Below are 24,332 nucleotides of genomic sequence, written 5' to 3' on the forward strand. Positions count from 1 at the left end.
TTCAACTACGCGAGGGTGCTCTTGTGTTCCGTTGCTCTCCGGCACCGCTTGACTCCGAGCAGGCGTGCGTAGTGCGGACGGGCGGCGAACTCGGTGTACGACCAGATCGCCGGCCGACCGACCTCCCGACACAGGTGCAGCACCCGATCCGGGCCCAGGTGCACACCGATGTGCGCGGCGTAGCCGGGATCCCGGTCCGGGCGCGGGCCGCCGTCGAACAGGACCAGGTCCAACGGCTCGGGTTCGCCCACCACGCGGACGGTCGCGGCGTCGTCGGCCCACAGGTCGGACGAGCGCAGGGGCGGGACGCGCAGACCGTGATGGGCGAGGAAGGCGTAGGCGTAGAGCTGACAGTTGGCCCCGGCCGACAGGTCACCGGCCGCGCTGGCCTGCGGGTGACGGGCGTAGACGTAGGGGACGGCCCGAAAGTGTGGCGGGAGGAGCGGTGGCGGGAGGACGGACAGCGAGGGGTGCTCGGAGGCGTCGGTCCGCGGTGACGGGTGGTCAGGTGTGCCGGGCATGCTTGGGATTCAAACCGAGGCAGACCGCGAGTTCCACCAGTGTCATCGCGAACAGCACGCCGAACACCGCCGTGTAGTCGCCGGTCGCGTCGTGGATCGTGCCGAACACGATCTGTAGGGCCGCGGCGATCGGATAACCGATCAGGAATGTCATCGCGGACAGCCGGCCGGCCGCCGCCGGGCTCGGCGCGAACCGGACGAGCATCACCAACATCAACGGGAACGCGCCGCCGAGGGTCAGGCCGAGCAGTGCGATGGTGGGCCACGGCGCCAGATTCGGCGCGAACGCGAGCAGGCCCATGCCGACCACCGCACCCGCGACGGTGACCGCGAACAGCGGCCGGGGGTCGGCGAAGCGGTCCGCGAGCAACGGGATCACCAGGCCGGAGACGATGCCGGTGAGGCCGAACACGGACAGCAGCAGGCCCGCGCGCTCGGCACTCCAGCCCTGCTCCTCGTAGGCGGCGGGAACCCAGCCGACCACGCCGTAGTACGCGCTGGTTTGCATGACCAGGAAGACCCCGAGGATCCAGGCCACGGGGCGTCGCCAGGGGGAGGTGTCGGGCGCCGCGGTGGCCGGTGCGGGCATGGGCTTCGTACTCCCGGGCGTGCGCCCTGTGGGCCGGGCCGCGGTCGCGTCGGTGGTGCCCGCGCGGCTCGGGTCGGTCCGTACCGGCTTCGCGCGTCGGATCACCGGCAGCCAGGCGAACAGCCCCAGCACGGCAGGGACCGCGACCACACCGAGGGAGAGCTGCCAGGATCCGAACGCGTCGGACAGCGGTACGGCGAGCGCACTCGCACCCGCCGCGCCGACCCCGACCGCCGCGCTGTACAACCCGGTGACCGCCCCCGCCCGCTCGGCGAAGTGCGTCTTGACCACCCCCGGCAGCGCCGCGCCCAGCACCGCGATCCCGGCGCCGGCAACCAGCGTGCCCGAAAACAGCGGCACGACCGAGGCCCCACCCAGCCGGATCAGCACCCCCACCAACAGCACGACCACCGACGCGGCCACGGTGCGCTCATACCCGTACCGCGCGGCCCCACGATGCGCGAGCGGCGCGAACACCCCCATCGACACCACCGGAATCGCCGTCAACACCCCGGCGGCGGCCCCGGACAGCCCGAGGTCGTCCCGAATGGAAGTGAGCAGCGGTGGCACATCGGTGATCGCGGCCCGCAGATTGATCGCCACCAGGAACAGCGCGACCAGCGTCAGCACGGCCCCGGGCGCCCGACCGGTTCGCCCGCTCGGCGCCGACTGGGCGACGGGATCACGGTGCGTCCGCGCACGGGCTGAGGGCATGGTGGTACTACCTCGTTCACAAGACGACAACGGCTGCGCTCGCCGCCCCCGGCGGGGCGAGCGGAAGCCGACCAACCGAACCACCATAGACACCGGCCGTCGCTTACCGGCCCTCGCCCGGCTCGGCCGGCGTCGCGGCACTCAGCCCGGGTTGCCCGCCGTGTGCGCGGTGAAGCGGGTCCAAGCGGTGGGCGAGATGGCGAGAGGCTGGATGCGTACGTCCTTGGAGTCCCGGATACGGATCACCTCGGGGCATACGGCGATCTCGACGCAGTTGTCTCCCCCGCCACCGCTGTAGCTGCTCTTGAACCAACGCAGGTCGGTATCGCTCATAGCGTTCCTCGCATCTGCTCCAGCAGGCGCGCGGTCGCCGGACGGCTGAGGGCCTGCGACCGCATCCTTCCATAGCGCTGGAGCATTGCGCTGATTGCGTTCGGGTCGGTGATCAGATTGCTGTGCTCATGACTTTCGAGGTATCCCAGCCATTGGTTGGCCGACGCTTCGGCGAGGTACATGGGGCCCTCAAAACCGTAGTGATCCTCCTGGCACAGCGGCATGATTTGGATTTCCACGTTGCGCCGCTGTCCTTGCCGAATCAGGTTATCCAGCAACGCCCGCGTTACGACTGATCCACCCAAACGACGCTCAAGCAGTGCTTGTTCCACGATGAAGCAGAACGTGGTGTTGGGGCGGTCGATCAGCAGTTGCTGCCTGGCGAGGCGAGCGGCGACTTGCTGCTCGAATTGTCCTTCGGACAAAGGCGGAACTCGGCGCTCGAAGACCGCACGGATGTAGCTCTCAGGCTGGAGCAACCCAGGCACCACTCGACACTCGTAGGCGTACAGCGATACCGCGTCCTCCTCGATCCCCGCCCACTGCCGGAACCACGACGCCAGCCCCGCCTTACGCGACAAGGTCTGCGCCGCCGCCTTCAGCACGCGCCCCGCAGTCGGTCCGAGCGCCGCTTCGGAGCGTGTCACCAAGTCCTTGGGAGGGAAGCGCTTGCCCTGCTCGATCTTGGCGACGTAGTGACCCGAGTAGCCCACGAGTGGCGCGAACTCCTAAACGCCGCCCCGTGCCAATCGGCGCACCCAATGGCCAATCCGGGCTACGGCAAACGCGCAATCTCCGACCAACCCTCGCGCCGCAGGCCGGATTTCGTACATCTGCCCGAGCGCGAGGCCCATATCGCCGCCTACGTCGACCGCCTGCCGAACGGCGCCGCGATGGACGTCAAGACGCTTGCCAAATCCCTTCCCCGCTACGGACAACAAGCCGTCCGCTCCGCGCTCACCGCGCTGTCGACGGCCGGCCACCTGCGCCGAGTCCGTGAGTCCGTCGGCGGCGAGCGGACCCGCTGGGTGTACCGGACGTACTTCTCTCCTGCGGCCCGCGACGACGCATGGTGGGCTCACTTGGACCACGGCCGCGTACTCGAGGGTTTGCACGAGGAGCAGTTCGACCAGTCGCGCCTCCTGATCGGGGAGGCCGTCGCGGAGGGCGCCGAGGAGCAGCGCCGTGTCCAGCCATTCGCCTTCGAGAACCTCGTACAGAGCCCGCAGGACGGCTGCCGCCAAGCCTTCGCCGTCCTCGCTCCGCATGTCGAGCGCCGTCAACAACACTGGGGGCAAGCCGAGGTTTTCGAGGTCGTTCAGGGCGTCGAGTTCGTCCATGAGCGACTCGCACCAGAGCTCCACGACTCCTTCGTCTCCTGCCGTGGCGGGCAGGCCGGCGCCGGGCCGTGCGGTGCCTGCACGGGTTTCCACCAAGTCCGCGTACAGGGCGAGCCGCCAGGGGTTGTCCAGGCAGGGCAGGTCGCCGGAACTGCGTAGGCGCCCCAGCCGCTGGCCACGCTCCGCCGGCTGGAGTGCGCTCAGCTCGTCGTCCTGGGACCACAGGTCGAGTTCCTGGACGGCCCGGCGGCCGAGTGCGGGTTTGAGTACGTCCCGGGACGTGACGGCTCGTCCCGCCCGGCACCAGTGGGCCGGACGGAGCGCGGAGTCGATCAGCGGCACCTGCCGTGCGGCGGCGGCCAGGTCCGTGCTCGGTGCCAGGGAGACAGGGCGCACCGGGACGAATTCCATGTCGAGATCGTCGTCCTGGAACTTCCCGCAGGAGCAGTGCTGCCTGCCGAGGGTGGCCTCGGCGGACGCGGATGCTGCGGTGGCTGTGGGCCGACGCGGCTCCAGCGCGGCCAGTTGCCGGTCCAAGGCGTCGGGGTCGAAGGCGTCGGGGTCGAACCCCTCCACGCGCAGAGTTTCCGTGGTGCGCCGGCACGGTCGTCCGCGAGCCGGGCCCGGGTGGTCGCCGTGCTGCTGTGGGCAGACTCATGGCAGCGTCAAGGCGCCGAGCAGCACGGCCTCCTGCTACCCGTCCGCGGTAGTCGGCCAAGCGATTGCCGCACCATGAAGGTCGACGTACAATTTCTTGTACGACGAGGAAGGGTTGGCTATGAAGACCATGACGTACTCCGAGTCTCGCGCGCGGTATGCCGAGGTGCTCAACTCCGTCAACGACGACCGCGAAGAGGTTGTCATCACCCGAGCCGGACACGACCCGGTCGTCATCGTCTCCCTTGAGGACTACGAGTCCCTGAAGGAGACGGCATACCTGTTGCGAAGCCCTGCGAACGCCCGGCGTCTGCTTGCGTCCATCGACGAGTTGGAAAACGGCGGCGGCACCGTACGCGAGCTGACGACCGACGAATGAGGGCCGGCGGATGAAGATCACCTTCTCCTCCCGCGCCTGGGAGGACTACCTCTGGTGGCAGCTTCAGGACCGGAAGGTTCTGAAGCGCATCAATACGCTTATCGCGGACATCTCCCGGAACGGCAACGAGGGGATCGGCAAACCGGAACCGCTCAAGCACGGGTTCCAGGGCTACTGGTCACGCCGTATCAACGACGAGCACCGATTGATCTACAAGGCCACCGAGGACACGGTCCTGATCGCACAGTGCCGCTACCACTACGAGAGCTGACGCGACCCAAGCGGATCGAGTGCGGTCCCGTAGTCGGTTTCATTGGCCCACGGCTCTTCTCCCAGCGGGCGATCAGGTTGGCGCATCCCCACCGTCACCGCTTGGGGCAGCCGTAGACGGTTCCCGATCCGCCGTTCGCGGCGGGGAAGATCGGCGGGCAGGCGCAGCCGCCGGTTGATGAACACCGCCGGCAACCGGCGTGGTTGCTGTACTTTCGTGCCGGCAACGCGACAGAGGCCCTATCGGATCTCTCCGATAGGGCCTCTGTACTGCTGGTCGGGGTGGCGGGATTTGAACCCACGGCCTCTTCGTCCCGAATCAGGGGCAGGGTGGTTGCTGGGGTCATCTGCGCAGGTCAGAGGGAGTGCCAGGTTCATTGACGGTCACTGTCGGCGGGCCTGGTTGCTGTACTTTGCTGCTGTACTTCTGGGGCCAGGGACAGGGGTGGGGCGCGATGGACGAACGGATTTTGGCGATGATGGAGACCATGAGGTCGGCCGAGGCCCACAAGTTGGTGCACGCGGTGCGCGGCATGGTGGACCTCAACCCGGAGATCTCGGGGCGCGAGGTGCTTGTCCGCCTCGAAGTCCTGGCCAAGCAGACCCAAGAGCGAGCCGACGAGGCGATCGTGGCAAGCGAACCTGATCGGGACGAGTGCACCAAATGCCAGCAACCCATCGAGACCGACTCCAGAGACCGCGAGCGTTGGGTGCACAGTTCCGATCGCAGCCGCGGGTGCCGAGCGGCTACCTTCACGGTGGAGAGCGGCTGGGACGACGAGATTCCGCGGTCATGGGCGGCTACGCCCCGGAAGCATCGGTCCTAGCCATTCGCGTCAACGAGGGCCCTGGTTGGCTTGGACAGGGCCGCCGTTGGCCATCTCGGCAGTGGTTCAGGCGGCATGCAGAGCCAGCACGTCGCCGTACTCGGATCTGACCTCGCGAACCTCTGAAGTCCCACGACCTTCGCCAGTTCCGGGTCGGAGCGGTGCATCTCCAGGATGCTGTCGAGAGTGCCGGGCTTCTCGCGTCCAGGCTCTGCAGGTTCGTTCCTGCGGTATCCGTGCTGGAAGAGCTGGACGGGGGAGGCTCCTGCGGCGGCTCTCGTCGACACGCTCCAGGCGCTTGGACGCCTGAGTACGGCTGCATCGATGCCTTTCAGTGCTGGTTTCAGCTGGACCGACTGCTGGCTTCGATGCCCACTTCGCAAGTCCGTCACGCAGGCCGCAGAGGAGCTTGAAGGCAACCCGGTGCGACGCCCGCCGAACGCCGTCGCGGCTTGGCGCGTGACGCTAACCTCGTCTTCATGGAGTCCGCGATCGCAACCCTTGTACAACGACTTGTTGAGGGGCCTGCCTTCCTTCTCCTGGGGCAGGCCCTCAACGGTTCCGGCGTCCCAATTCCGCAGCCAACGCTGCTTGGTCCGGATGGCACTACGATCTACGCCGCATATGACCAGTCGACAGGGGCGCAGCCCATGCCCGATTGGTTGCCGGACACTTCGGACTACCCGTGGAACGGGGTGTTCACCTCCCGCATCGACTCTGGACTGCTCGACGTCTTTCGAAGGGACTGGCGTCGCGTGGTGCCGACCGCGCAGGCACAAGTCGGCAGGCATCCTCGGTCGGCGACAGAGCTGCATCTGCGGTATCTCTTCGGCGGTTTGGGGTTGCCGGAGGACGAGCGGCCCCCGGTAGGGCCCGTCGCCGCCGCCCAGGCGCGCGCCCACGCAGCCGAGGTGCTGACCGCCCTGGCAGACACGATCATCACACCGCGCGGCATTCTGATCATCGACGGGTACACAGCCAACGACTGGCTGAGGCCAGAAGACCTGTTCACCTTCATGACTCGGCTCCAGGCGTGTCAGGCACACCTCTTCTCCGTCACCGACGATCTGCTCACCGACCCGTACCTCCTGGCTGCGCAGGAGCGTGGCGTGCTGGTGGCGTATCGCGAGCCGTTCGCCAAGGTGCTGGTCGAGCTTGAGGAGAAGGGGCGGCTGCAGCGGTCATTGGCCGGTCGCGGGGCCCAAGGCGGGCGGTTCATTCCGGTGGGCGACACCTTCGCCGAGATCGACGTCGACACCCGGAATCGGGTGATCGGCGCGGCCCGGCCGGTCGACACCGACCTGCTTGAGCCGTTTGCCTCCGCCTCGTCCGCGATCCGGTACGAGCGATTTCGGCACTTTCTCGGCACCGGCGAAGGGCAGCCGCAGTGGAAGGCTGTGGCCAGTGGATACAACTTGCAGCGAGACTTTGAGGCCAGGCTGCTGCTGCGGGTGCAGTCGGCCCTGGAGGAGCTGGGCCTGCCTGAGCCGATCGTCGTTGCTGGACAGACGGCGACCGGCAAGACCATTGCCCTGACTGCGCTGGCGCTCGAGGTGGCGCGATCCGGCCGTGCGGCGGTGCTGCACCGCTCGGTGCGCGGCGAACGGCCGACCCTAGCCGACATCGAGGCCTTTGCGTCCTGGGCCGATCGGAGCCACAATCTGCCAACCCTGCTGGTGTGGGACGGCATGGTCGACAGCGACGAGTACTACCTGCTCCAGCGGCAGCTGGGCTCGCGCGGACAGAGGGTGGTCATTGTCGGCAGCAGCTATCTACCGCCTGACTCCGCGCGTAAGCGCAAAAGCATCATCACAGTCGAGCCAGCGCTCAGCGCCGCCGAGGGCCGCCGCCTAGCGCCATGGTTGTCCTCGTTCGGGGTGTCGGTCCCGAACAACCGGATCGACAAGATCGACTCCTCGTTTCTCGCACTGCTCTACCTGTTGCTCCCGGAGACAGAGTGGAGTTTGCGACACGGCCTGGTCACCGAGGTACGGGCGGCCGAGATCGGACTCGAGCGGCTCTCACGAGCCGCAGTCAAAAACAGCGAGGCACGGCTCACGGCTGTCGCAAGCGCGCTGCAGGACGCGGGCGTGAACATCAGCACACTGCGGCCAGCCGAGCGCCCGAACGAGGAGCTGATCAACCTCTCGTTCGACGAGCGCAGCTCGGCCGAGCAGATCACCTCTATGATCCTGGTCGCCGGCCGCCGCGGGCTGCGTATCCCGCTCGAACTCGCGCTGCGCGTCCTGGGCCGGGAAGGCGCGGACCGGCTGGTCGACCTCGTGAGGAACTTCGACATCTTCCGCTGGACCGAGGACGACAGCGGCGGCCAGTTCCTTGGCACCCGCACGCCTCTGGAAGCCGAATTGCTTGCCCGGGAGGACCTGAACCTGCCCACCGAAGTCGAAGTCGCGGCCCAGCTGATTACCAACCTGCGACCGGAGCTAAACCGGTGGGGTGGCGGCGAGGTCCAGTTCATCGCGGACCTGCTGGAGCGGATCGGGCCGCAGTCCGACAACCGCAGCTTCACGCCACACTTTCTCGAGCTGGCCGAGGCCTTCCGCGAACTGCGGCTGACCCGGGACTACGCGCACCCCCGCCTGGCGCTGCTGGAGGCCAACCTCACCCGCGAGTACGTCAAGTGGGCGCAGCGGAACGACGTCATCCCCCGCGAGGAGCGTCTCCAACTGGTGCGGGACGTGCAGCGGATGCTGGAAACCACGCTGGAGGACTCCGACCCCTCACCGCACTCTCGGCTGAACCTTCTCGTTGAGTTGGCCAGTGCAGAAGGGGCGCAGATCTACGAGCTGTCGGCGTCGGAGGACGAGGGGACATCCTCCCAGATCCTCGCGCTCATGCGAGATGTGACCCGGGTGGCACTGCGGGCCCGTGCCGTGGATCCGGAGAATGTGTACCCGGTCGATGTCATTGCCTGGGCCACCAGAGATGCGGTGCAGTCCGGCACGCTGACGCCGCACGATCGGCTCGATCTGCTGGCCAGCGCCCAGTCCTCGCTCGATTCGCTTGATCCCGGCGCGCTCAGCCCGAAGCAACTGGCCAAGTATGACGACCGGTACGCGGAGCTGGCCAGACTTCTCAATGATCCAACCATGGAGGCCAAGCACCTGATCGCGCTGACCGAGAACGGTGACCCAGCCGCGTATTACTTCCTTGCGCTGCGCGCGGCCAGGGCTGGCGAGGACGGACCGCAGGTGGCCGTCGAGACACTGCGGCGGGCACCAAGCGAGGTCCGCTCCGACTGGCGCTGCTCGCGGCTGCTGCTGGACTTGTTCTGGGAGTCCAAGGCTGGCCAGCGGTTCCTGCAGGGTGAACGCGAGGTAGTGGCATTCAGCGACGAGACCTGGACCGAGTGTCTGGCCATCGTTGAAGCGATCCCAGAAACGGTTGGCTACGACCGGTATCGGCGCGATTTCCTGCGTGGGTTGGCCCTGTTCCACCTCGGGCAGTATCAGGCATCGAAGGAGGCGTTCGACAGGCTCGACCGCGAGTCACGAGACGTGTCCTCGCGCATCATCTCCAAATACCTCGCCTCGCAGCCGGATGGCACCGCCCAAACCTTCACCGGCCGGGTCCTGTCGGCTACCCCGGACGGACGCCGCGGTACTGCTTGGGTCTATGAGCTGCACACCGAGGTGAAGTTTATCCCCTTGCGTTTTTCGATTTCTGATTACCGAAAGAAGAACGAGAACCTGCCCTCGTTCCACATCGCCTTCAACATGCGCGGCGCGCTCGCCGACCCGATCACCGGCCGCCCCCGGCTGCGTACCTCGGCGGTCCGTTGATGCACGCTGAATGTGAAGCGTTCCGCACCCACTGCACTACCCTGGCTCAACATCGCCAGATCTCGATTGGCATGGTTCTGGACCTGTCGTTCCTTGACACCTGGCCTGACAACGTGCAGGACGAGGCAGGCTTCAAAGAACTGGTCTCGACGGCGTACAAGCTCTGGTGGGAGACCTGGAAACTCGATGTCCGCTTCCTGATGGGCTACGGGCAACCGGCTGGCGGCGCCCGTTACTTCAACGATCTGATCAACTCACTGCGCACGTCGTACCAGCACGCTGGCGCTGACGAGCAGGATAAGCAGGCCGAGCTCTGGGTCAAGTCGGCCTGCGGAGGCCGCGGTCCGGCGACCTCAGACGACTGGATGGCATGCAGCACCGCGCTGATGAAGACGTTCAACACCGCGATCGATCTACTCTGCCGGACCATCACGAAGAATCGGAACAAAGCATTCCGCTCCGCGTGGCAGACCAAGGTGGATGTGAGTGAAGAGGCTGCCGTCGTGCGGGTGGCGGCCGACCTCAAGATGACCCTGAATGACGGGCTGCGGAGAATGCACGTCAGCCAAGTCGAGCGGAGATGGGCGGGCTACAGGCCACGTAGGGGAGAAACCACCGCCGATGTTCTGGCTGCGTTCGCCGAGCAGAGCCTCATCTCCCGAACCGGGAACCTGCCCTGCAGCTACTCTGACGTGTTGAGTGAGCTCAAGGTACTCGGTACACCCAAGGCGGTCCCTGCCCTCCGACTGGCGCATGCCGTAGCGGAACTCACTGGTGCCGTGGGCGAAACGTATATGAAGCGGCTCAAAGAAGTGTGGGTGTTGCTGCGCGATTGATCTGAACAGGCCGGTTCATTTGGGCCCGCCAGACCACCCGCAGGGTCGATACGCGTTCTACATGTAGGGCCTCCGATCTACCAACGGCGAACTGGTGCCGCGCGAAGGATCGATGGCCGAGCACGAGGGTCTAAAGACCCGCCGCCTTGCTGGTTGCCAGCTGCACGAGATCGGTCTTCGCCCAGAGGCCGACGGTCTTGGGCATCGTGATCTTTTGTGAGCCCGCGCGTTCGCCAGCCGCAGGCGGACAAAGCAAATGCTGGGGCCGTAGGCGTCTCCTCATACCGAGTACGCCACGGGGACATCAACCTTCCGGATTGGACGCGGGCGGTTCCGGCGGCAGTGTCCTGGCCGCCACCGCCTCGGCGATGGCGGTGACCAGTTCTTCCGAGTGAGCCCAGAGCCAGCTGGTGAACGCTTCACTCACCGCAACCTTCACGTTGTCGGGGACGCTCACGTCGTGGAGGTGCAGCCAATCGCCGAACGCCTCCTTGACCCCCTGCTGCGTGGCCTCGTGCTTCCTGCTCGCTGCGGCTTCAGCCGGTGGGCGCCGAGAGCGCTTGGGGCCTTTGGCGGGGCCGTGATTGTCGGGTTGGTCCGTCGAGAGGTCGGCAAGCGCTGCGGGGAGGGGTGCTCCCCACGCACGATCCGTGAGGCTTCCGAATACACCTGCGGCAACGGTCCGAGGGTCCACGGCTTCGCTCGGTGCGCCGGTCTTGTAGACGCCGTCCGGTTGCTCGGACCGATCGTGTTCCTTGACCCAGAAGACTCGTCTTGTGAACCGGCCGGGCGCACCGTTTCTGGGAGCGTCGGCCCGCAGCACGGAGTACCCGACTCGGCGGCCGGGCCCACGCCAGGCGACGGGGCGTCGTGGGGTGCCGGTGAGCATGTCGACGTGCTCGCGGACGTAGTCGAGTGCCTCGATGTCCTCGGTCCAGATGATGCCGTCCTCGTCGCGGACGGCATCCGGATCCTTGCTCACGCAGTCCCCTCCCGAGTGGGCAGTGGCTGTAGAGCTTCCCTCCGACGGTTGCTGAGAACCGTTGAGGGGTCGAGTAGTTGCTGTACTTTCGTGCTGGCAATACGCCAGAGGCCCCACCGGATCTCTCCGATAGGGCCTCTGACCTGGGTCGGGGTGGCGGGATTTGAACCCACGGCCTCTTCGTCCCGAACGAAGCGCGCTACCAAGCTGCGCCACACCCCGATGCTGCGCGTTCAGCTTAGCGGGTCGGGGGCCTGAGGCGAAATCCGGTTTAGCGGGGGGTGGGGGCGGCGGTGGACTGGCGGGGGGTCAGGGTGAGGAGGGTGGCCTCGGGGGGGCAGGCGAAGCGGAAGCGGGCGTAGCGGGAGGTGCCGCAGCCGGCGGAGACGTGGAGGTAGGACTCGCGGTCGGCGGAGGTGTGCCTGGACAGGCCCTTGGCGCGTTTGCGGTCGAGGTCGCAGTTCGTGGTGAGGGCGCCGTAGAAGGGGACGCAGACCTGGCCGCCGTGGGTGTGGCCGGCGATCACCAGGGGGTAGCCCTCGGCGGTGAAGGCGTCGAGGGCGCGCAGGTACGGGGCGTGTACGACGGCGAGGGAGATGTCCGCAGCCGGGTCGGGGCCGCCGGCCACCTGTTCGTAGCGGTCGCGGTCGATGTGCGGGTCGTCCAGGCCGACCAGCTCGATCTCCAGGCCGTCCACCTTGAGTCGGCCTCGGGCGTTGTTGAGGTTTTCCCAGCCGGCCGTGGCGAAGCCGTCGCGCAGGTCGGTCCACGGGTTCTCGGGGCCGAGTCGGCGGGTGCCGTCGTCGCGGCGGAGGTAGCCGGTGGGGTCCTTGGGGCGCGGGCCGTAGTAGTCGTTGGATCCGAATACGTACGCCCCCGGGCGGCCGAGCAGCGGGCCCAGCGCGTCCAGCGTCTCGGGTACGGCGTCCGGATCGGAGAGGTTGTCGCCGGTGTTCAGCACGAAGTCGGGGTGCAGCGCGTCGAGTCGACGCAGCCACTCCTGTTTGCGGCGTTGGCCGGAGACCATGTGGATGTCGGACACCTGAAGGATCCGTACCGGCCGCGCCCCGCGTGGCAATACCGGCACCTCCACCCGGCGCAGACGGAACGAACGGGCCTCGTAGGCCGCCGCATAGGTGAGGCAGGCGGCCCCGGTGACGGCAACGGCAAGGGGGAAGGCTGAACGCGGTCGCATCCCTCCATGCTGGCAGAACCGGCCGGTCGTCGGCAGTCTCGGTGTCGCGGACGACCCCGCGGGGCGGGTGAACCGGACTCCGCGAGGCCGGCGGGCGGACTCCTGGAGGCGGTACGGCGGGTCCTGCCCGGTGCCGCGCGGGACTTCGTGCGACGGCGCGGCCGGACCGCCCGGATCCGCCCGAATTACCCGGCCGCCGCCGGACCGGTGCGCCGCACGCCCGGGTAATTCGGTACGGCCGCACACCCGCGGCTGCGACACTTGAGCGCATGAGCACCTTCAAGAGCCGTTTGCAGAGCGACCTCACCGAGGCCATCCGGTCCCGTGACGAACTGGTCTCCTCGACGCTGCGCCTCACCCTGACCGCGATCACCAACGAGGAGGTCGCGGGCAAGACCGCCCGCGAGCTGTCCGACGACGAGGTCGTCAAGGTCATCGTGCGCGAGGCGAAGAAGCGCCGGGAGGCCGCCGAAGCCTTCGAGAACGGCGGCCGGACCGAGTCCGCCGCGCGCGAGCGTGCCGAGGGCGAGGTCCTCGCGGCCTACCTGCCGGCGCAACTGTCCGACGACGAGCTCAAGGTGATCGTCGCGGACGCCATCGCGCAGACCGGGGCGAGCGGTCCGCAGGCGATGGGCCAGGTGATGAAGGTGGTTCGTCCCAAGGTCGGCGACAAGGCCGAGGGCGGCCGGATCGCCGCCGAGATCAAGAGCCAGCTCGGCGTCTGACGCCCACCCCTGGTGCCCTCGGGCCCACCCGGCCCGACCTGCTCCACGAATGACTGTGGCGGTGCTCCCCAAGAAACAGGGGGCACCGCCACAGTCATTCGTCACGGGGTAGGCAGGATCGACGAGATCCGCACGACCCCGTCACCCGTCACCCGTCACCCGTCATCACCCCCGGGCCAGCCCCCGATCGGCGGCCACGAATGACCCGGTCGCGGAGTCTCCGGCGGCTTGGTGGTGCCGCCGCCCGGCGGCGGCGTGGTGCGCGGCGGCGTGGTCACCGGCGGCCACTGCGGTCGTGTGGTGCTGCCGCCGTTCGGCGGCCGGTTCTGGTCCCGGTCCCGCGGCTTGCCGTCCGTCGGCTTCTTGTTCGGGTCCGGCTTCGAGGGGATCGTGCCCGAGGGCGGGTCGACGAACCTCGGCGAGTCCAGGCCCTTGAGCGCCCCGTTCATGGCGCTCTTCCAGATCGGCCCCGGTACCTGTCCGCCGTAGACCTTGTCGTGCGTGACGCCGGCGATGGTGATGTCGAACATCTTGACGTCGTCCTTGGCGCCGCCGACCCACACCGCCGTGGACATGTTCGGCGTGTAGCCGACGAACCAGGCGGCCTTGCGGTAGTCGGTGGTGCCGGTCTTGCCCGCGTTGTCGCGATCCTTGAGGCCGGCCTGGGTTCCGGTGCCGTCCTCGACCACACCCTCCAGCAGGGCGTTGATCGTGTCCGCGGTGCTCTGCTTCATCACCTGCTTGCAGCCCGCCTGGGGGACGGACAACTTGGTGCCGTCGAGCTTGGCCACCTCGGTGACCGCGACCGGCGAGCAGTAGACGCCACGGCTGGCGAACGCGGCATACGCGGCGGCCATGTTCAGCGGTGCCACCGTGTTGGAGCCGAGCGTCATGCTGCCCACCTGCTGCAGTGCCTTGCCGTCGCCCGAGTGCACCCCGAGCTGATCCGCCAGCGTCGCGATCGGACACAGCCCCACGTCCTTGGACAACAGGACGAAGTACGTGTTGATCGACTTCTCCAGTGCGGTCTGCATGTTCCAGGTGCCGACCTCGCTCGTGCTCTCGTTGTTCACCTTGAACGAGGGGTCCGGCGAAGTCGGCTTGTCACACGTGCGGAACTTCTCCTTCCGCATGTCCATCTGGGCTTCGGTCGAATACTCCTGATCGACCTTCATCCCGTTCTCCAGCGCCGCCGCGGCGGTGATCGGCTTGAAGGTCGACCCGGTCTGGAAGCCGTACGTCGAGCCGCCCATGGAGTGGTCGACCGAGTAGTTCAGGGTGGTCTCGTAGTCGCCGAAGCCGTACGGCCGACTCTGCGCCATCGCCTTGATCCGGCCGGTGCCCGGTTCGACCATCACGACCGCGTCGGCGACCGGGTCCTTTTGCAGTACACCCTTGGTTGCGGCGGTGTAGGCCGCCTTCTGGGCCTTTCGGTCCAACGTGGTGGTGATCCGCAGGCCACCCTCACGCCACATCTTGTCGCGTTCCTCCCGATTCGCGCCGAAGGCCGGATCGTTCTTGACCACCCGTTCGACGTAGTCGCAGAAGAACGCGGCACCGTCGATCTGGTCGGCGGTGATGCAGCCGTTGGGCAGCGGCTGGGTCTTCAGGTTCAGTTCGGTGGCCTTGGCCGCGTCGGCCTCGACCTGCGAGATGACCTTCACCTCGGCCATGCGCTGCAACACGATGTTGCGGCGTTCCCGGGCGGCCTTCGGATAGCCGATCGGGTCGAACGCCGAAGGGGCCTGCACCACGCCGGCCAGGGTGGCCGCCTCGGGCAGGGTCAGATCCTTGGCGTGCTTGCTGAAGTAGCGCTGCGACGCGGCTTCCACGCCGTACGCCTGGCGGCCGAAGAAGGTGATGTTGAGATACCTGGTCAGGATCTCGTCCTTGGACAGCCGCTGTTCCAGGCCGATCGCGTACTTCAGCTCCTTGATCTTGCGGGAGATCTCCTGGGCCTGTGCCTTGGCCACCTTGGCCGGGTCGTTGCCGGCCTCCTCCACGAAGATGTTCTTCACGTACTGCTGGGTCAGGCTGGAACCGCCCTGCTTGGATCCGCTGCCACCCGACTGCTGGTTGCGCATCAGGGCGCGCAGCGTGCCCTTGAGGTCGATCGGACCGTGCTCGTAGAAGCGCGAGTCCTCGATCGCCACGATCGCCTGACGCATGATCGGTGAGATCTGGTCGTAGTTCACCAGGATGCGATACCGGTCGTAGACCATCGCGAGCTGGTTGCCCTCGGAGTCGAGGATGTACGACGGCTGCGACAGGAACGGTTGATCCAGGTCACCGGGCAGGTCGTCGAAGTTTTCCGACGCCGCCTTCGCGGACAGGCCGAAGCCGCCCACGAACGGCAGCGCGATTCCCGCGACCAGGGCACCGGCGAGGATGCTCGCACCCACGAAGGCGGCGAAGCGGCCCACGAAGCCCAGCGGGGATCGTGGGCCGGACGAGCCGCTTTTCGGGCGGGCCGAGCCGGAGGAAGTTCGGGCCATGGGCGACAGCCTACGTGGCCAAACACCCTACGCGGGGAAGGGACTTCGCCTAAGCTGGCGGAGCAGCCGGGGGATCCGTGTCAGTAGGCATTTCACTCTTTAGAGTGAATGAGGCCGGATGTCGGGTCTTGCTGCCGAGCTTCGTGCCGCCGGCGTGCCTCCTTCTGAGTGAAGCCGTGACCGGAAACGCAAGAGCATTCACCCGGACGGGTGGGTCCATATTTGCGCATAGTCCTTCCGGGCCATCGATGACTGCCCGCGCAGGGGCTGTTGCGCGTGCCCAGGGTTTCGTACCGTCCTGCTTGGCGTCGGGAATTCCCTTCGCCGCCGTTGGGGGAGCCTCGAAAATCGGGAGAGGACGGCACCAGCATGAGCTGGGTTACCGACTGGAGCACGCAGGCCGCCTGCCGGAGTACCGATCCGGATGAGCTGTTCGTGCAGGGGGCGGCGCAGAATCGCGCCAAGGCAGTGTGCACCGGGTGTCCGGTCCGCACCGAGTGCCTGGCGGACGCGCTGGACAATCGAGTGGAGTTCGGCGTCTGGGGCGGCATGACCGAGCGGGAGCGGCGCGCGCTGCTTCGTCGCCGGCCGATGATCACGTCCTGGCGTCGGCTGTTGGAGACCGCGCGCGAGGAGTACGAGCGCGACATCCACGGAGACGAGGAGTTTCGGGTTGCCGGCTGAGCGCGCCGCGCGCTGAACACGTGTCGACAGGCAGCCGAACACCACCACGTTCGAGTCGTCATCACCCGCCGGGGCCGGGAGTCAGGCCCGGGTCCCGGCGGGCCGGCGAGGGATCAGGTGCCGGCCGCCCGCCGTCGCGCGGGTCCCGGACCCGTCCCGAACGCGTCCCGCCGACCGGCGGCTCGCGATCCGACCACGCGCTCAGCCCGCGCCCAGGCTCTCGCCGATCACCCGCAGACCTGCCAGGTCGTGCACGTCACCGGGCAACGCCGGGACCTCGGCCACCCGCACCTCGGGGTGGATCGAGGTGAAGCGGGTACGCATCCGCTCCTCCCGGTCGATCACCCGCAGCCGTTCGGCGTGCAGCGTGAGCAGCCCCGCGACCAGGCGCAGGTCCGCGGGGTGCGACGCGGACCCGACCGGATCGACCTCGTCCTGCTCCGCCTGTTCGGTCAGCGCCTCGGCCGCGGCCAGGCTGCGTTCCGCGGACAGTCGGCCCGCCCGCGTGGCGTGCACGCGGTTGAGCACCAGCCCGGCCAGCGGCATGCGCTCGGTGCCCAGCCGGTCGACGAAGTACGCGGCCTCGCGCAGCGCGTCCTTCTCCGGCGCGGCGACCACCAGGAACGAGGTGCCGCGGGCCTGGAGCAGCTTGTAGGTCGCGTCCGCGCGCTTGCGGAACCCGCCAAAGGTGGTGTCGAGCGCGGCCACGAAGGTCTGGATGTCGGTCAGCAGATGGGTGCCGACCACCTTGCTCAGCGCGCCGGTCATCAAACCCATGCCCGCGGACAGGAACTTGAGCGCACCGCGCCCGCCGACCTTCGCGGGGGCCGAGAGTATGCGGATCAGCCGGCCGTCCAGGAACGAGCCCAGCCGCTGGGGGGCGTCGAGGAAGTCGAGCGCGGACCGGCTCGGTGGGGTGTCCACCACGATCAGGTCCCACTCGCCGGTCGCGTGCAACTGGCCCAGCTTCTCCATCGCCATGTATTCCTGCGTGCCGGCGAAGCTGGAGGACAACGACTGGTAGAAGGGGTTGTCCAGGATCTGCTGCGCGCGCTCGGGGTCGGCGTGTTGCTCGACGATCTCGTCGAACGTGCGCTTCATGTCGAGCATCATCGCGTGCAGGCTGCCGCCCTTGGTCTCGTCCACGTCGACGACCCGGCGGGGCGTGTTGTCCAACTCGCTCAGGCCCATCGACTGGGCCAGCCGGCGCGCCGGGTCGATGGTCAGCACCACCACGTCCCGACCGCGTTCGGCCGCGCGCAGTCCCAGGGCCGCGGCCGTGGTGGTCTTGCCGACGCCGCCGGAGCCGCAGCACACCAGGATGCGGGTGCCCGGGTCGTCGATCAGCTCGTCGATCTCCAGCCTGTTCATGCCATCCCCTGCTCGCGCAGCGCCTCGGCGAGGCGGTACAGACCGCCCAGATCCATCCCGTCGGCCAACAGCGGCAGTTCGTAGACCGGCAGGTCCAGGCCGCGGACCAGGGCGCGGCCCGTGCTCTCCAGCTCGATCCGACTCGCGTGCTCGTCGGCCTCGGCCAGCAGCGAGGAGATCAGCGGCCGGGTGGGCTTGATGCCGCCGGCGATCAGACCGGCCTCCAGCAGTTCGGGCGTCAGCCGTTGCCCGGTGTCGCTCTCGTCCTCGGCCTGGAGCGGCGGTCGGGCCATGTTGATCACCACGCCGCCGGTGGGCAGGCCCGAGTCGCGCAACTCGGTGACGCCGTCCACGGTTTCCTGGACCGGCATCTCCTCCAGCAGGGTGACCAGGTGCACCGCGGTCTGCGGCGAGCGGATCACCCCCATCACCGCCTCGGCCTGGGTGTGGATCGGGCCGAATCGGGCCAGCCCGGCCACCTCGGTGTTGACGTTGAGGAACCGCGCGATGCGGCCGGTGGGCGGCGCGTCCATCACCACCGCGTCGTAGGCGAATTGCCCGTGTGCGCGCCGGCGGGCCGACTCGCACGCCTTGCCGGTCAACAACACGTCGCGCAGGCCCGGCGCGATGGTGGTCGCGAAGTCGATCGCCCCGAGCTTCTTCAGGCCCTTTCCGGCCCGGCCCAGGTGGTAGAACATGTCGAGGTATTCGAGCAGCGCCTCTTCCGGGTCGATCGCCAGTGCGTACACCTCGCCGCCGCCCGGCGCGACCGCGATCTTGCGGTCCTCGTAGGGCAGATGCGGACAGTCGAAGAGCTGGGCGATGCCCTGCCGCCCCTCCACCTCGACCAGAAGGGTGCGCCGCCCACCCGAGGCCAGCGCCAGCGCGAGCGCGGCGGCCACGGTGGTCTTGCCGGTGCCGCCCTTGCCGCTGACCACGTGCAGGCGCACGCCTTCCCAATCGGCGTCGCCGTCGGTCGTGCGTGCGCCCGCCGTGGTGGAGGTGCTCATGGCGTCCGTCCGGCGGTCGCGGTCGGGCGGTGCGGCGCGACGATCGTCTCGGGTGGTCGGCATGCCCGGATCCCTGCCCTCGAAGGCTTGCGCCATCCGGCCGCAGCCGAGGCGTTACCGGATCCGTGTGACCGCGCACCCAAACTCACGAGTCGAGCCTAACCACCCGCTCCCCGCCCGGTCGGAGGTGATCCCCCCGTGGTGACCCGCGTCACGTCACCGTCGCCCGAACGGCGTAGCGCGCGTCCCGGTACGCCCCCGTCTCCAGGATGTCGCCGAGGACGCGCACGGACTCGACCACATCGGCGTAGCCGACATACAGCGGGTTGAAGCCGAAGCGCAGCACGTCCGGCGGTCGCACGTCGCCGATCACGCCCCGGTCGATCAGCGCCGCCATCACCGCGTGCGGCTCCGGATGGCGCACCGCGACCTGGCTGCCGCGCCGGGCGTGCTCGATCGGGGTCAGCGTCTCCAGGCCCAGGTCGCCGACGCAGGCGATGAACAGGTCGGTCAGCGCCAGGCCCTTGGCCCGCACGTCCGCCATCGACACGCCGTCGTAGGCGCTCAGCGCGGCCTCCAGCGCAAGCATCGACAACAGCGGCGGGGTGCCGATCCGGGCCCGCTCGATGCCCGCCGCGGGTGTGTAGCCGGGTTCCATCCCGAACGGGTTCGCGTGCCCGTGCCAGCCGGTCAGCGCGGGCGCGAAGTCGGCGATGTGCCGCTCGGCCACATAGACGAACGCCGGCGCGCCGGGCCCGCCGGACAGGTACTTGTAGCCGCACCCGACGGCGAGGTCGACCTCGTGCGCGTCCAGGTCGATCGGGAAGGCGCCCGCCGAGTGGCACAGGTCCCACAGCGCCAGCGCGCCCGCGGCGTGCGCGGCGGCGGTCAGGCCGGGCAGGTCGCGCAGTTCGCCGCTGCGGTAGTCGACGTGGTTGTACGCGATCACCGCGATCGTGGCGCCGTCCGCGCGCAGCACCTCCTCGACCTCGCCGACCGGGACCCGGCGCACCTGGGCGCCGAGCAGCTTCGCGATCGAGTCGGCCAGGTAGAGGTCGGTGGGGAAGCTGTCCGGGTCGGCCAGCACCACGGTCCGTCCCGGACGCAGCCGCAACGCCCCGGCGACCGCGTTGAAGATCTGCACCGACGTCGAGTCGCCGCACACCACCCGGCCGGGCGCGGCGCCGATCAGGGCGCCGATCCGGTCGCCGATCCGCGCGGGGGCGCTCCACCAGTCGTTGGCGTTCCAGGAACGGATCAGGTCGGTACCCCATTGGCGGTGCACCGCGTCGTTCAGCGCCTCGGGTACGGCGGCCGGCAGCGCGCCGAGCGAGTTGCCGTCGAGGTAGATCACGCCGGCCGGCAGCAGGAAACGCTCGCGCACGTGCGCCAGCGGGTCCGCCGCGTCCAGCTTGGCGGCTTCGGTGACCCGATCGGCCCCGAGACGACCGGTCGGGAAGTGGCCCGACGAATCGCCGGCGGCCGTGTTCGACATGGAATCGGACATGCTTCACCCATCTTTCGATGAACTCAGACCTTCGATGGTTCGACCAAGGTGCGCATGGTCCACAATTCGGGAAAAACGCGCACGCGTACGGTCTGCTCCAACCAAGACGCTCCGGCCGAGCCACCCGTGCCCGGCCGATTTCCCAGCGCTCGCAGTGTGGCGGCCAGATGCCGCTCACGCCAGCGGGTCCAGCGCTCGGAGATGTCGGTGAGCGTCTCGCCGAGTTCGACCAGGTCGGGCAGGGCATCGGTGTACGCGCGCGCCCACGCGCGCTCGACATCCTCGGACGGTTGGTACGGCCGGCTCGGGTCCGCGCCGCGTTCCGGGGTGTACAGACCGCGGCGGGCGAGCACGCCCAGCGCGTGGTCGTACAGGCTCGGCGCACGCAACGAGCGGGCCAGTTCGGCGTGCACCCGCGGGGAGCCGGTGTAGGGCCGCAGCACGCCGGCGCGCTTGATCCCGAGCAGGAACTCCAGGTGCCGGTACAGATGCGACTGGAAGCCGGACGCCTCGCCGAGCGCCTCTCGGAACGCGCCGAACTCGCCGGGGGTGAGCGTGGCGAGCAGGTCCCACGTGGACACCAGCACGTCCAACTCGCGGCTGCTGCGCCGCAGGGTGCCGATCGCGCCGGGCAGGTCGTCCGCGTCCAGCCGCTCGCCCGCGGTCGTCCACTCCTGCCGCAGCAGCGCGAACAGCAGTTCCATCACCTGGGAGGAGATCAGGAAGGACAACTCGGCGGGCACGTCGGTGCGGGTGTGCTGGAGGGACAGCAGTCGGTCGAGTTGTACGTAGTCCGCGTACGGCGGCGCGACCGCGTCGCCGAAGTCCTGGTGCGGGCCGGCCATCGGGCACCCGCCGGCCGGTTCGGCTCGGGGCGTTCGTTCGTCGACCGTCATCGCAGAGCACCTCTCCGGCCCGTCCCGCCGGTGCGCCGGAAGGGGCCGGTCGGGGAGTGCCCATATGGAATCGTTCGACCATTCGGTTGGGAATGGGTGTCGGGCATCGGAAGGGCCGGTTCGGTTTACGCTCGCAAGGTATCCGGGGGCATCTCCTCACGATCGACAACGGAGGCTGCGTATGGACGCGATCGACCGCAGATTGCTCGCCGAACTACAGCTCGACGCCCGGGTGTCGCTCAACGAGCTGTCCCGACGGATCAACCTCTCCGCGCCCGCGGTGGCCACCCGGGTGCGCCGGCTCGAACACGCGGGCGTGATCACCGGCTACCACGCGCACGTGGACCCGGCTGCGGCCGGGCGTGGGGTGGTGGCGCTGGTCCGGATGAATTGCTACGGCCCGGGCTGCCTGCTGCGCCGCGACGCGGACACCGTGCGCGACTGGCCCGAGGTGCTCCAGGTGCACCGGGTCACCGGTGACGCGTGTTGCCTGCTGATGGTCGCGGTGGCCAGCATGGCCGACTTCCAGGTGCTGATCGACCGGCTCGCCGAGCACGGGAAACCGTCCAGCACGATGGTGTTGTCCTCGCCGGTGGCGTGGCGCCCCGTCGAACCGCCCGACGTGTCCGTCTAAAGTCTGCACACATGACGAAGTGGGAATACGTGACCGTCCCCCTGCTGGTGCACGCGACCAAGCAGATCCTGGACAACTGGGGCGACGACGGCTGGGAACTGGTGCAGGTCGTGCCGGGTCCCAACCCGGAGAGCCTGGTGGCCTACATGAAGCGCGCGAAGCAGGGGGCCGCCCAGTGAGCGAGGTACACCCCGAACAGCGGCTCACCGAGCTGGGCCTGACCCTGCCCGGCGTGGTGCCCCCGGTCGCCGCCTACGTGCCGGCGATCCGCACCGGCAACTACATCCACACCTCCGGCCAGTTGCCGATGATCGAGGGCAAGCTGCCCGCGACCGGCAAGGTCGGCGCCGAGGTCACCGCCGAGGAGGCCAAGGACCTCGCCCGGCAGTGCGCGCTGAACGCGCTCGCGGCGGTCAAGTCCGAGCTGGGCGACCTGTCGCTGGTGCGCCGGGTGGTCAAGGTGGTCGGCTTCGTGGCCAGCGCCCCGGACTTCACCGGCCAGCCCGGTGTGATCAACGGCGCCAGCGAACTGCTCGGCGAGGTCTTCGGCGAGGCCGGACGGCACGCCCGCAGCGCGGTCGGCGTGGCCGTGTTGCCGCTGGACGCCCCGGTCGAGGTGGAGATCCTCGTCGAGGTGGTCTGAGCAAACCACCGATTCGGCCACCAGGATGATCGGACCCGCCCCTTTCGGGTCGGGTCCGATCGTTTTCGGGGGTGAGGGGTGGAACTTGACACGGTCAGGCGTACGATCCCGCGCATGGTCGAAACGGGGAGTACGCAAGCCGGAAACGCCCAGTCGGGCATGCCCGCGTCCTGGGCCGAGCGGGCCCGCGCGATCATCGCCGGCGAGGCACAGCCGGTCGCCCCGCGTCGCGCGGCGACCGTGGTGCTGCTGCGCGATGGTCCCGGTGGCGTCGAGGCGTATCTGCTCCGCCGGCACACCACGATGAAGTTCGCGGCCGGGATGTACGCGTTCCCCGGCGGCGGCGTCGACCCGCGCGACGCGGACCACTCGGTGGCCTGGGCCGGACCCGCACCCGAGGTGTGGGCCGAACGCCTGGGCACCGGCGTCGCCGAGGCCCGCGCGATCGTCTGCGCGGCTGTGCGCGAGACCTTCGAGGAGTCCGGCGTGCTGCTCGCCGGGCCCGACCCCAGCACGATCGTCTCCGACACCACCGGCGCGGACTGGGAGGCGGACCGTGCGGCACTGGTGGCGCGCGAGCAGACGCTGACCGAGTTCCTGGAGCGCCGCGACCTGGTGCTGCGCTCCGATCTGCTGGGCGCGTGGGCGCGCTGGATCACCCCGGAGTTCGAGGACCGGCGCTACGACACCTGGTTCTTCGTCGCGGCCCTGCCCACCGGCCAGCGCACCCGGGACGTCTCCGGCGAGGCCGACCGGGTCACCTGGGCCCGCCCCGCCGACGCGCTGGAACAGCACCGGGCGCAGGACATGGCGATGTTGCCGCCCACCATCGACACGTTGCGCCACCTCGCGGAGCTCGCCGACCCGGCGGCGGCGCTGGCCGCCGCGCAGGACCGAAAGATCACCCCGATCATGGCGCAGGGCCGATTCGAGGGAGACCGCCTCGTGCTCGAATGGCCCGGTATCGCGGACCCGTTCGGTTTGCGCTGAGACCCCGCGCACGACTCGGGGACGGTCCGCGCACAGGGCCCGGATCGGCCCCGGGCGATCGAGGCACCGGTACCGAGGTACAGGATGGCGACCATGAACACACAGCCCCTGCCCGGCAATCCCCGGGAGAGCATCGGCGGACCCGCGAGCCCACGGGTGACGTGTCTGCTCGCGCCGAACCCGAGCGCGATGTCGTTGGACGGCACCAACACCTGGATCGTGGCCGAGCCCGGCGCGGATACCGCCGTGGTGATCGACCCGGGGCCCGACGACGAGGGTCACCTGCGCGCGATCGTCGCCGCGGTCGAGGCGGACGGCCGCCGGGTGAGCCGGATCCTGCTCACCCACGGCCACCTCGACCACTCGGCCGGTGTGGCCGGCCTCAAGGCGCTCACCAACGCCGTCGTGCACTCGGTCGACCCACAGTGGCGCTACGGCGGCGAGGGCCTGGTCGACGGCCAGGTGATCGACGACGGCGGACTGGACCTGCGGGTGCTGGTCACCCCCGGCCATTCGGGTGACTCGGTGTGTTTCCTGGTGGCCGAGGACCGCTTCGTGGTCACCGGCGACACCGTGCTCGGCCGGGGCACCACGGTGGTCGCGCACCCGGACGGGCGACTCGGCGACTACCTGGACTCGCTGCGCCGGTTGCGCGCGCTCGCCGAATCCGGCGAGATCACCGCCGTACTGCCCGCGCACGGCCCGATCCTGGACGACGCGGCCGGCGTGCTCGACTTCTACCTCTCGCACCGGGCGGACCGACTGGCCCAGGTGCGGGCCGCGGTCGCCGCCGGCGACAAGACCGCCCAGGACGTGGTGGAGCGGGTCTACGCGCACGTGGACCGAGGACTGTGGTGGGCCGCCGAGATGTCGGTCCGAGCCCAGCTCGAATACCTGGCCGAGCACGCGGACGCCTGAGACCGACGTCGGA

The 24,332-nt window shown here is 68.8% G+C and carries 24 protein-coding genes and 1 tRNA gene; 12 read left to right on the plus strand and 13 right to left on the minus strand.

What is annotated here, in order from left to right; genetic code table 11:
• Positions 1-5 precede the first annotated feature (5 nt).
• The 5 genes from ACFXMF_RS16985 to ACFXMF_RS17005 all read right to left on the minus strand — a co-directional run bounded on the left by ACFXMF_RS16985 (position 6) and on the right by ACFXMF_RS17005 (position 4,073).
• Positions 6-521, minus strand: a complete 516-nt coding sequence (locus tag ACFXMF_RS16985) for a cell wall hydrolase (RefSeq protein ID WP_379989175.1) — start codon at positions 519-521, stop codon at positions 6-8.
• Positions 505-1,824 carry a CynX/NimT family MFS transporter gene (locus ACFXMF_RS16990; RefSeq protein ID WP_379989176.1) on the minus strand — a complete coding sequence of 440 codons (1,320 nt, stop codon included), beginning with the start codon at positions 1,822-1,824 and terminating at the stop codon, positions 505-507. The genes ACFXMF_RS16985 and ACFXMF_RS16990 overlap by 17 nt, the downstream gene beginning before the upstream one ends.
• 141 nt (positions 1,825-1,965) lie before the next feature.
• Positions 1,966-2,157, minus strand: a complete 192-nt coding sequence (locus ACFXMF_RS16995; RefSeq protein ID WP_360315980.1) for a DUF397 domain-containing protein — start codon at positions 2,155-2,157, stop codon at positions 1,966-1,968.
• Positions 2,154-2,870 (minus strand): DUF5753 domain-containing protein, encoded by a 717-nt coding sequence (locus ACFXMF_RS17000; RefSeq protein ID WP_379989177.1) that lies wholly within the window; start codon positions 2,868-2,870, stop codon positions 2,154-2,156. Before ACFXMF_RS17000 ends, ACFXMF_RS16995 begins: the two co-directional genes overlap by 4 nt.
• Positions 2,871-2,885: 15 nt before the next feature.
• On the minus strand, positions 2,886-4,073 hold the full coding sequence (locus tag ACFXMF_RS17005; RefSeq protein WP_379989178.1) for a hypothetical protein: 1,188 nt from the start codon (positions 4,071-4,073) through the stop codon (positions 2,886-2,888).
• A gap of 202 nt (positions 4,074-4,275) precedes the next feature.
• Between ACFXMF_RS17005 and ACFXMF_RS17010 the strand changes: the two genes are divergently transcribed.
• The 5 genes from ACFXMF_RS17010 to ACFXMF_RS17030 all read left to right on the plus strand — a co-directional run bounded on the left by ACFXMF_RS17010 (position 4,276) and on the right by ACFXMF_RS17030 (position 10,269).
• A complete protein-coding gene (locus tag ACFXMF_RS17010) occupies positions 4,276-4,533 on the plus strand; it encodes a type II toxin-antitoxin system prevent-host-death family antitoxin (RefSeq protein WP_360316068.1) in 258 nt (85 codons plus the stop codon).
• A gap of 10 nt (positions 4,534-4,543) precedes the next feature.
• Positions 4,544-4,804 carry a Txe/YoeB family addiction module toxin gene (locus ACFXMF_RS17015; protein ID WP_379989179.1) on the plus strand — a complete coding sequence of 87 codons (261 nt, stop codon included), beginning with the start codon at positions 4,544-4,546 and terminating at the stop codon, positions 4,802-4,804.
• 454 nt (positions 4,805-5,258) lie between these two features.
• Positions 5,259-5,630, plus strand: a complete 372-nt coding sequence (locus ACFXMF_RS17020) for a hypothetical protein (RefSeq protein ID WP_379989180.1) — start codon at positions 5,259-5,261, stop codon at positions 5,628-5,630.
• Between the two features lie 479 nt (positions 5,631-6,109).
• On the plus strand, positions 6,110-9,433 hold the full coding sequence (locus ACFXMF_RS17025; RefSeq protein ID WP_379989182.1) for a hypothetical protein: 3,324 nt from the start codon (positions 6,110-6,112) through the stop codon (positions 9,431-9,433).
• A gap of 71 nt (positions 9,434-9,504) precedes the next feature.
• Positions 9,505-10,269, plus strand: coding sequence for a hypothetical protein (locus ACFXMF_RS17030; protein ID WP_379989183.1), 765 nt, complete (start codon positions 9,505-9,507; stop codon positions 10,267-10,269).
• A gap of 304 nt (positions 10,270-10,573) precedes the next feature.
• Here ACFXMF_RS17030 and ACFXMF_RS17035 read toward each other — a convergent pair whose 3' ends face one another.
• From ACFXMF_RS17035 to ACFXMF_RS17045, 3 genes are all read right to left on the minus strand, one after another.
• Positions 10,574-11,251, minus strand: a complete 678-nt coding sequence (locus ACFXMF_RS17035) for a DUF6009 family protein (RefSeq protein ID WP_379989184.1) — start codon at positions 11,249-11,251, stop codon at positions 10,574-10,576.
• 148 nt (positions 11,252-11,399) lie between these two features.
• Positions 11,400-11,473 (minus strand) — tRNA-Pro (locus ACFXMF_RS17040).
• Positions 11,474-11,522: 49 nt separating this feature from the next.
• Positions 11,523-12,446 (minus strand): metallophosphoesterase, encoded by a 924-nt coding sequence (locus ACFXMF_RS17045; protein ID WP_360315988.1) that lies wholly within the window; start codon positions 12,444-12,446, stop codon positions 11,523-11,525.
• Between the two features lie 269 nt (positions 12,447-12,715).
• On the opposite strand from ACFXMF_RS17045, the gene ACFXMF_RS17050 reads away from it, so the two are divergent.
• A complete protein-coding gene (locus ACFXMF_RS17050; protein WP_360315991.1) occupies positions 12,716-13,171 on the plus strand; it encodes a GatB/YqeY domain-containing protein in 456 nt (151 codons plus the stop codon).
• 155 nt (positions 13,172-13,326) lie between these two features.
• On the opposite strand, the gene ACFXMF_RS17055 is transcribed toward ACFXMF_RS17050, so the two are convergent.
• Entirely contained in the window at positions 13,327-15,666 is a 2,340-nt protein-coding gene (locus ACFXMF_RS17055; RefSeq protein ID WP_360315994.1) for a transglycosylase domain-containing protein, read from the minus strand.
• A gap of 369 nt (positions 15,667-16,035) precedes the next feature.
• Here ACFXMF_RS17055 and ACFXMF_RS17060 point away from each other — a divergent pair, with 369 nt between their 5' ends.
• Entirely contained in the window at positions 16,036-16,350 is a 315-nt protein-coding gene (locus ACFXMF_RS17060; protein ID WP_020554910.1) for a WhiB family transcriptional regulator, read from the plus strand.
• Between the two features lie 201 nt (positions 16,351-16,551).
• On the opposite strand, the gene ACFXMF_RS17065 is transcribed toward ACFXMF_RS17060, so the two are convergent.
• The 4 genes from ACFXMF_RS17065 to ACFXMF_RS17080 form a co-directional block, all read right to left on the minus strand.
• Positions 16,552-17,721, minus strand: coding sequence for an ArsA family ATPase (locus ACFXMF_RS17065; RefSeq protein ID WP_360315997.1), 1,170 nt, complete (start codon positions 17,719-17,721; stop codon positions 16,552-16,554).
• Positions 17,718-18,794 (minus strand): ArsA-related P-loop ATPase, encoded by a 1,077-nt coding sequence (locus ACFXMF_RS17070; RefSeq protein ID WP_360316000.1) that lies wholly within the window; start codon positions 18,792-18,794, stop codon positions 17,718-17,720. Before ACFXMF_RS17070 ends, ACFXMF_RS17065 begins: the two co-directional genes overlap by 4 nt.
• Positions 18,795-18,942: 148 nt before the next feature.
• Positions 18,943-20,238 carry a kynureninase gene (gene kynU, locus ACFXMF_RS17075; RefSeq protein ID WP_360316003.1) on the minus strand — a complete coding sequence of 432 codons (1,296 nt, stop codon included), beginning with the start codon at positions 20,236-20,238 and terminating at the stop codon, positions 18,943-18,945.
• 23 nt (positions 20,239-20,261) lie between these two features.
• Positions 20,262-21,134, minus strand: coding sequence for a tryptophan 2,3-dioxygenase family protein (locus ACFXMF_RS17080; RefSeq protein WP_360316005.1), 873 nt, complete (start codon positions 21,132-21,134; stop codon positions 20,262-20,264).
• Between the two features lie 181 nt (positions 21,135-21,315).
• Between ACFXMF_RS17080 and ACFXMF_RS17085 the strand changes: the two genes are divergently transcribed.
• From ACFXMF_RS17085 to ACFXMF_RS17105, 5 genes are all read left to right on the plus strand, one after another.
• A complete protein-coding gene (locus ACFXMF_RS17085; RefSeq protein WP_360316008.1) occupies positions 21,316-21,768 on the plus strand; it encodes an Lrp/AsnC family transcriptional regulator in 453 nt (150 codons plus the stop codon).
• Between the two features lie 11 nt (positions 21,769-21,779).
• Positions 21,780-21,947, plus strand: coding sequence for a hypothetical protein (locus ACFXMF_RS17090; protein ID WP_360316010.1), 168 nt, complete (start codon positions 21,780-21,782; stop codon positions 21,945-21,947).
• Positions 21,944-22,411: a RidA family protein gene (locus ACFXMF_RS17095; RefSeq protein WP_360316013.1), complete on the plus strand. Its 468-nt coding sequence runs from the start codon at positions 21,944-21,946 to the stop codon at positions 22,409-22,411. The genes ACFXMF_RS17090 and ACFXMF_RS17095 overlap by 4 nt, the downstream gene beginning before the upstream one ends.
• A 114-nt stretch (positions 22,412-22,525) precedes the next feature.
• Positions 22,526-23,401, plus strand: a complete 876-nt coding sequence (locus ACFXMF_RS17100) for an NUDIX hydrolase (RefSeq protein WP_379989669.1) — start codon at positions 22,526-22,528, stop codon at positions 23,399-23,401.
• A gap of 84 nt (positions 23,402-23,485) precedes the next feature.
• Positions 23,486-24,319 (plus strand): MBL fold metallo-hydrolase, encoded by an 834-nt coding sequence (locus tag ACFXMF_RS17105; protein ID WP_360316016.1) that lies wholly within the window; start codon positions 23,486-23,488, stop codon positions 24,317-24,319.
• The last annotated feature ends 13 nt before the right edge of the window (positions 24,320-24,332 follow it).

The organism is Embleya sp. NPDC059213 (assembly GCF_042754445.1).
In the GTDB taxonomy this organism is placed as follows: Bacteria; Actinomycetota; Actinomycetes; order Streptomycetales; family Streptomycetaceae; genus Embleya.

Bases quoted from the DNA above. Each gene is read 5' to 3' on its own strand.
- ACFXMF_RS17100 (WP_379989669.1), top strand. From the start codon at position 22,526: ATGGTCGAAACGGGGAGTACGCAAGCCGGAAACGCCCAGTCGGGCATG.
- ACFXMF_RS17020 (WP_379989180.1), top strand. From the start codon at position 5,259: ATGGACGAACGGATTTTGGCGATGATGGAGACCATGAGGTCGGCCGAG.
- ACFXMF_RS17055 (WP_360315994.1), bottom strand. From the start codon at position 15,666: ATGGCCCGAACTTCCTCCGGCTCGGCCCGCCCGAAAAGCGGCTCGTCC.
- ACFXMF_RS17060 (WP_020554910.1), top strand. From the start codon at position 16,036: ATGAGCTGGGTTACCGACTGGAGCACGCAGGCCGCCTGCCGGAGTACC.
- ACFXMF_RS16995 (WP_360315980.1), bottom strand. From the start codon at position 2,157: ATGAGCGATACCGACCTGCGTTGGTTCAAGAGCAGCTACAGCGGTGGC.
- ACFXMF_RS17010 (WP_360316068.1), top strand. From the start codon at position 4,276: ATGAAGACCATGACGTACTCCGAGTCTCGCGCGCGGTATGCCGAGGTG.
- ACFXMF_RS17025 (WP_379989182.1), top strand. From the start codon at position 6,110: ATGGAGTCCGCGATCGCAACCCTTGTACAACGACTTGTTGAGGGGCCT.
- ACFXMF_RS17090 (WP_360316010.1), top strand. From the start codon at position 21,780: ATGACGAAGTGGGAATACGTGACCGTCCCCCTGCTGGTGCACGCGACC.
- kynU (WP_360316003.1), bottom strand. From the start codon at position 20,238: ATGTCCGATTCCATGTCGAACACGGCCGCCGGCGATTCGTCGGGCCAC.
- ACFXMF_RS16985 (WP_379989175.1), bottom strand. From the start codon at position 521: ATGCCCGGCACACCTGACCACCCGTCACCGCGGACCGACGCCTCCGAG.
- ACFXMF_RS17080 (WP_360316005.1), bottom strand. From the start codon at position 21,134: ATGACGGTCGACGAACGAACGCCCCGAGCCGAACCGGCCGGCGGGTGC.
- ACFXMF_RS17030 (WP_379989183.1), top strand. From the start codon at position 9,505: ATGGTTCTGGACCTGTCGTTCCTTGACACCTGGCCTGACAACGTGCAG.
- ACFXMF_RS17070 (WP_360316000.1), bottom strand. From the start codon at position 18,794: ATGCCGACCACCCGAGACGATCGTCGCGCCGCACCGCCCGACCGCGAC.
- ACFXMF_RS17050 (WP_360315991.1), top strand. From the start codon at position 12,716: ATGAGCACCTTCAAGAGCCGTTTGCAGAGCGACCTCACCGAGGCCATC.
- ACFXMF_RS17045 (WP_360315988.1), bottom strand. From the start codon at position 12,446: ATGCGACCGCGTTCAGCCTTCCCCCTTGCCGTTGCCGTCACCGGGGCC.
- ACFXMF_RS17015 (WP_379989179.1), top strand. From the start codon at position 4,544: ATGAAGATCACCTTCTCCTCCCGCGCCTGGGAGGACTACCTCTGGTGG.
- ACFXMF_RS17065 (WP_360315997.1), bottom strand. From the start codon at position 17,721: ATGAACAGGCTGGAGATCGACGAGCTGATCGACGACCCGGGCACCCGC.
- ACFXMF_RS17105 (WP_360316016.1), top strand. From the start codon at position 23,486: ATGGCGACCATGAACACACAGCCCCTGCCCGGCAATCCCCGGGAGAGC.
- ACFXMF_RS17085 (WP_360316008.1), top strand. From the start codon at position 21,316: ATGGACGCGATCGACCGCAGATTGCTCGCCGAACTACAGCTCGACGCC.
- ACFXMF_RS16990 (WP_379989176.1), bottom strand. From the start codon at position 1,824: ATGCCCTCAGCCCGTGCGCGGACGCACCGTGATCCCGTCGCCCAGTCG.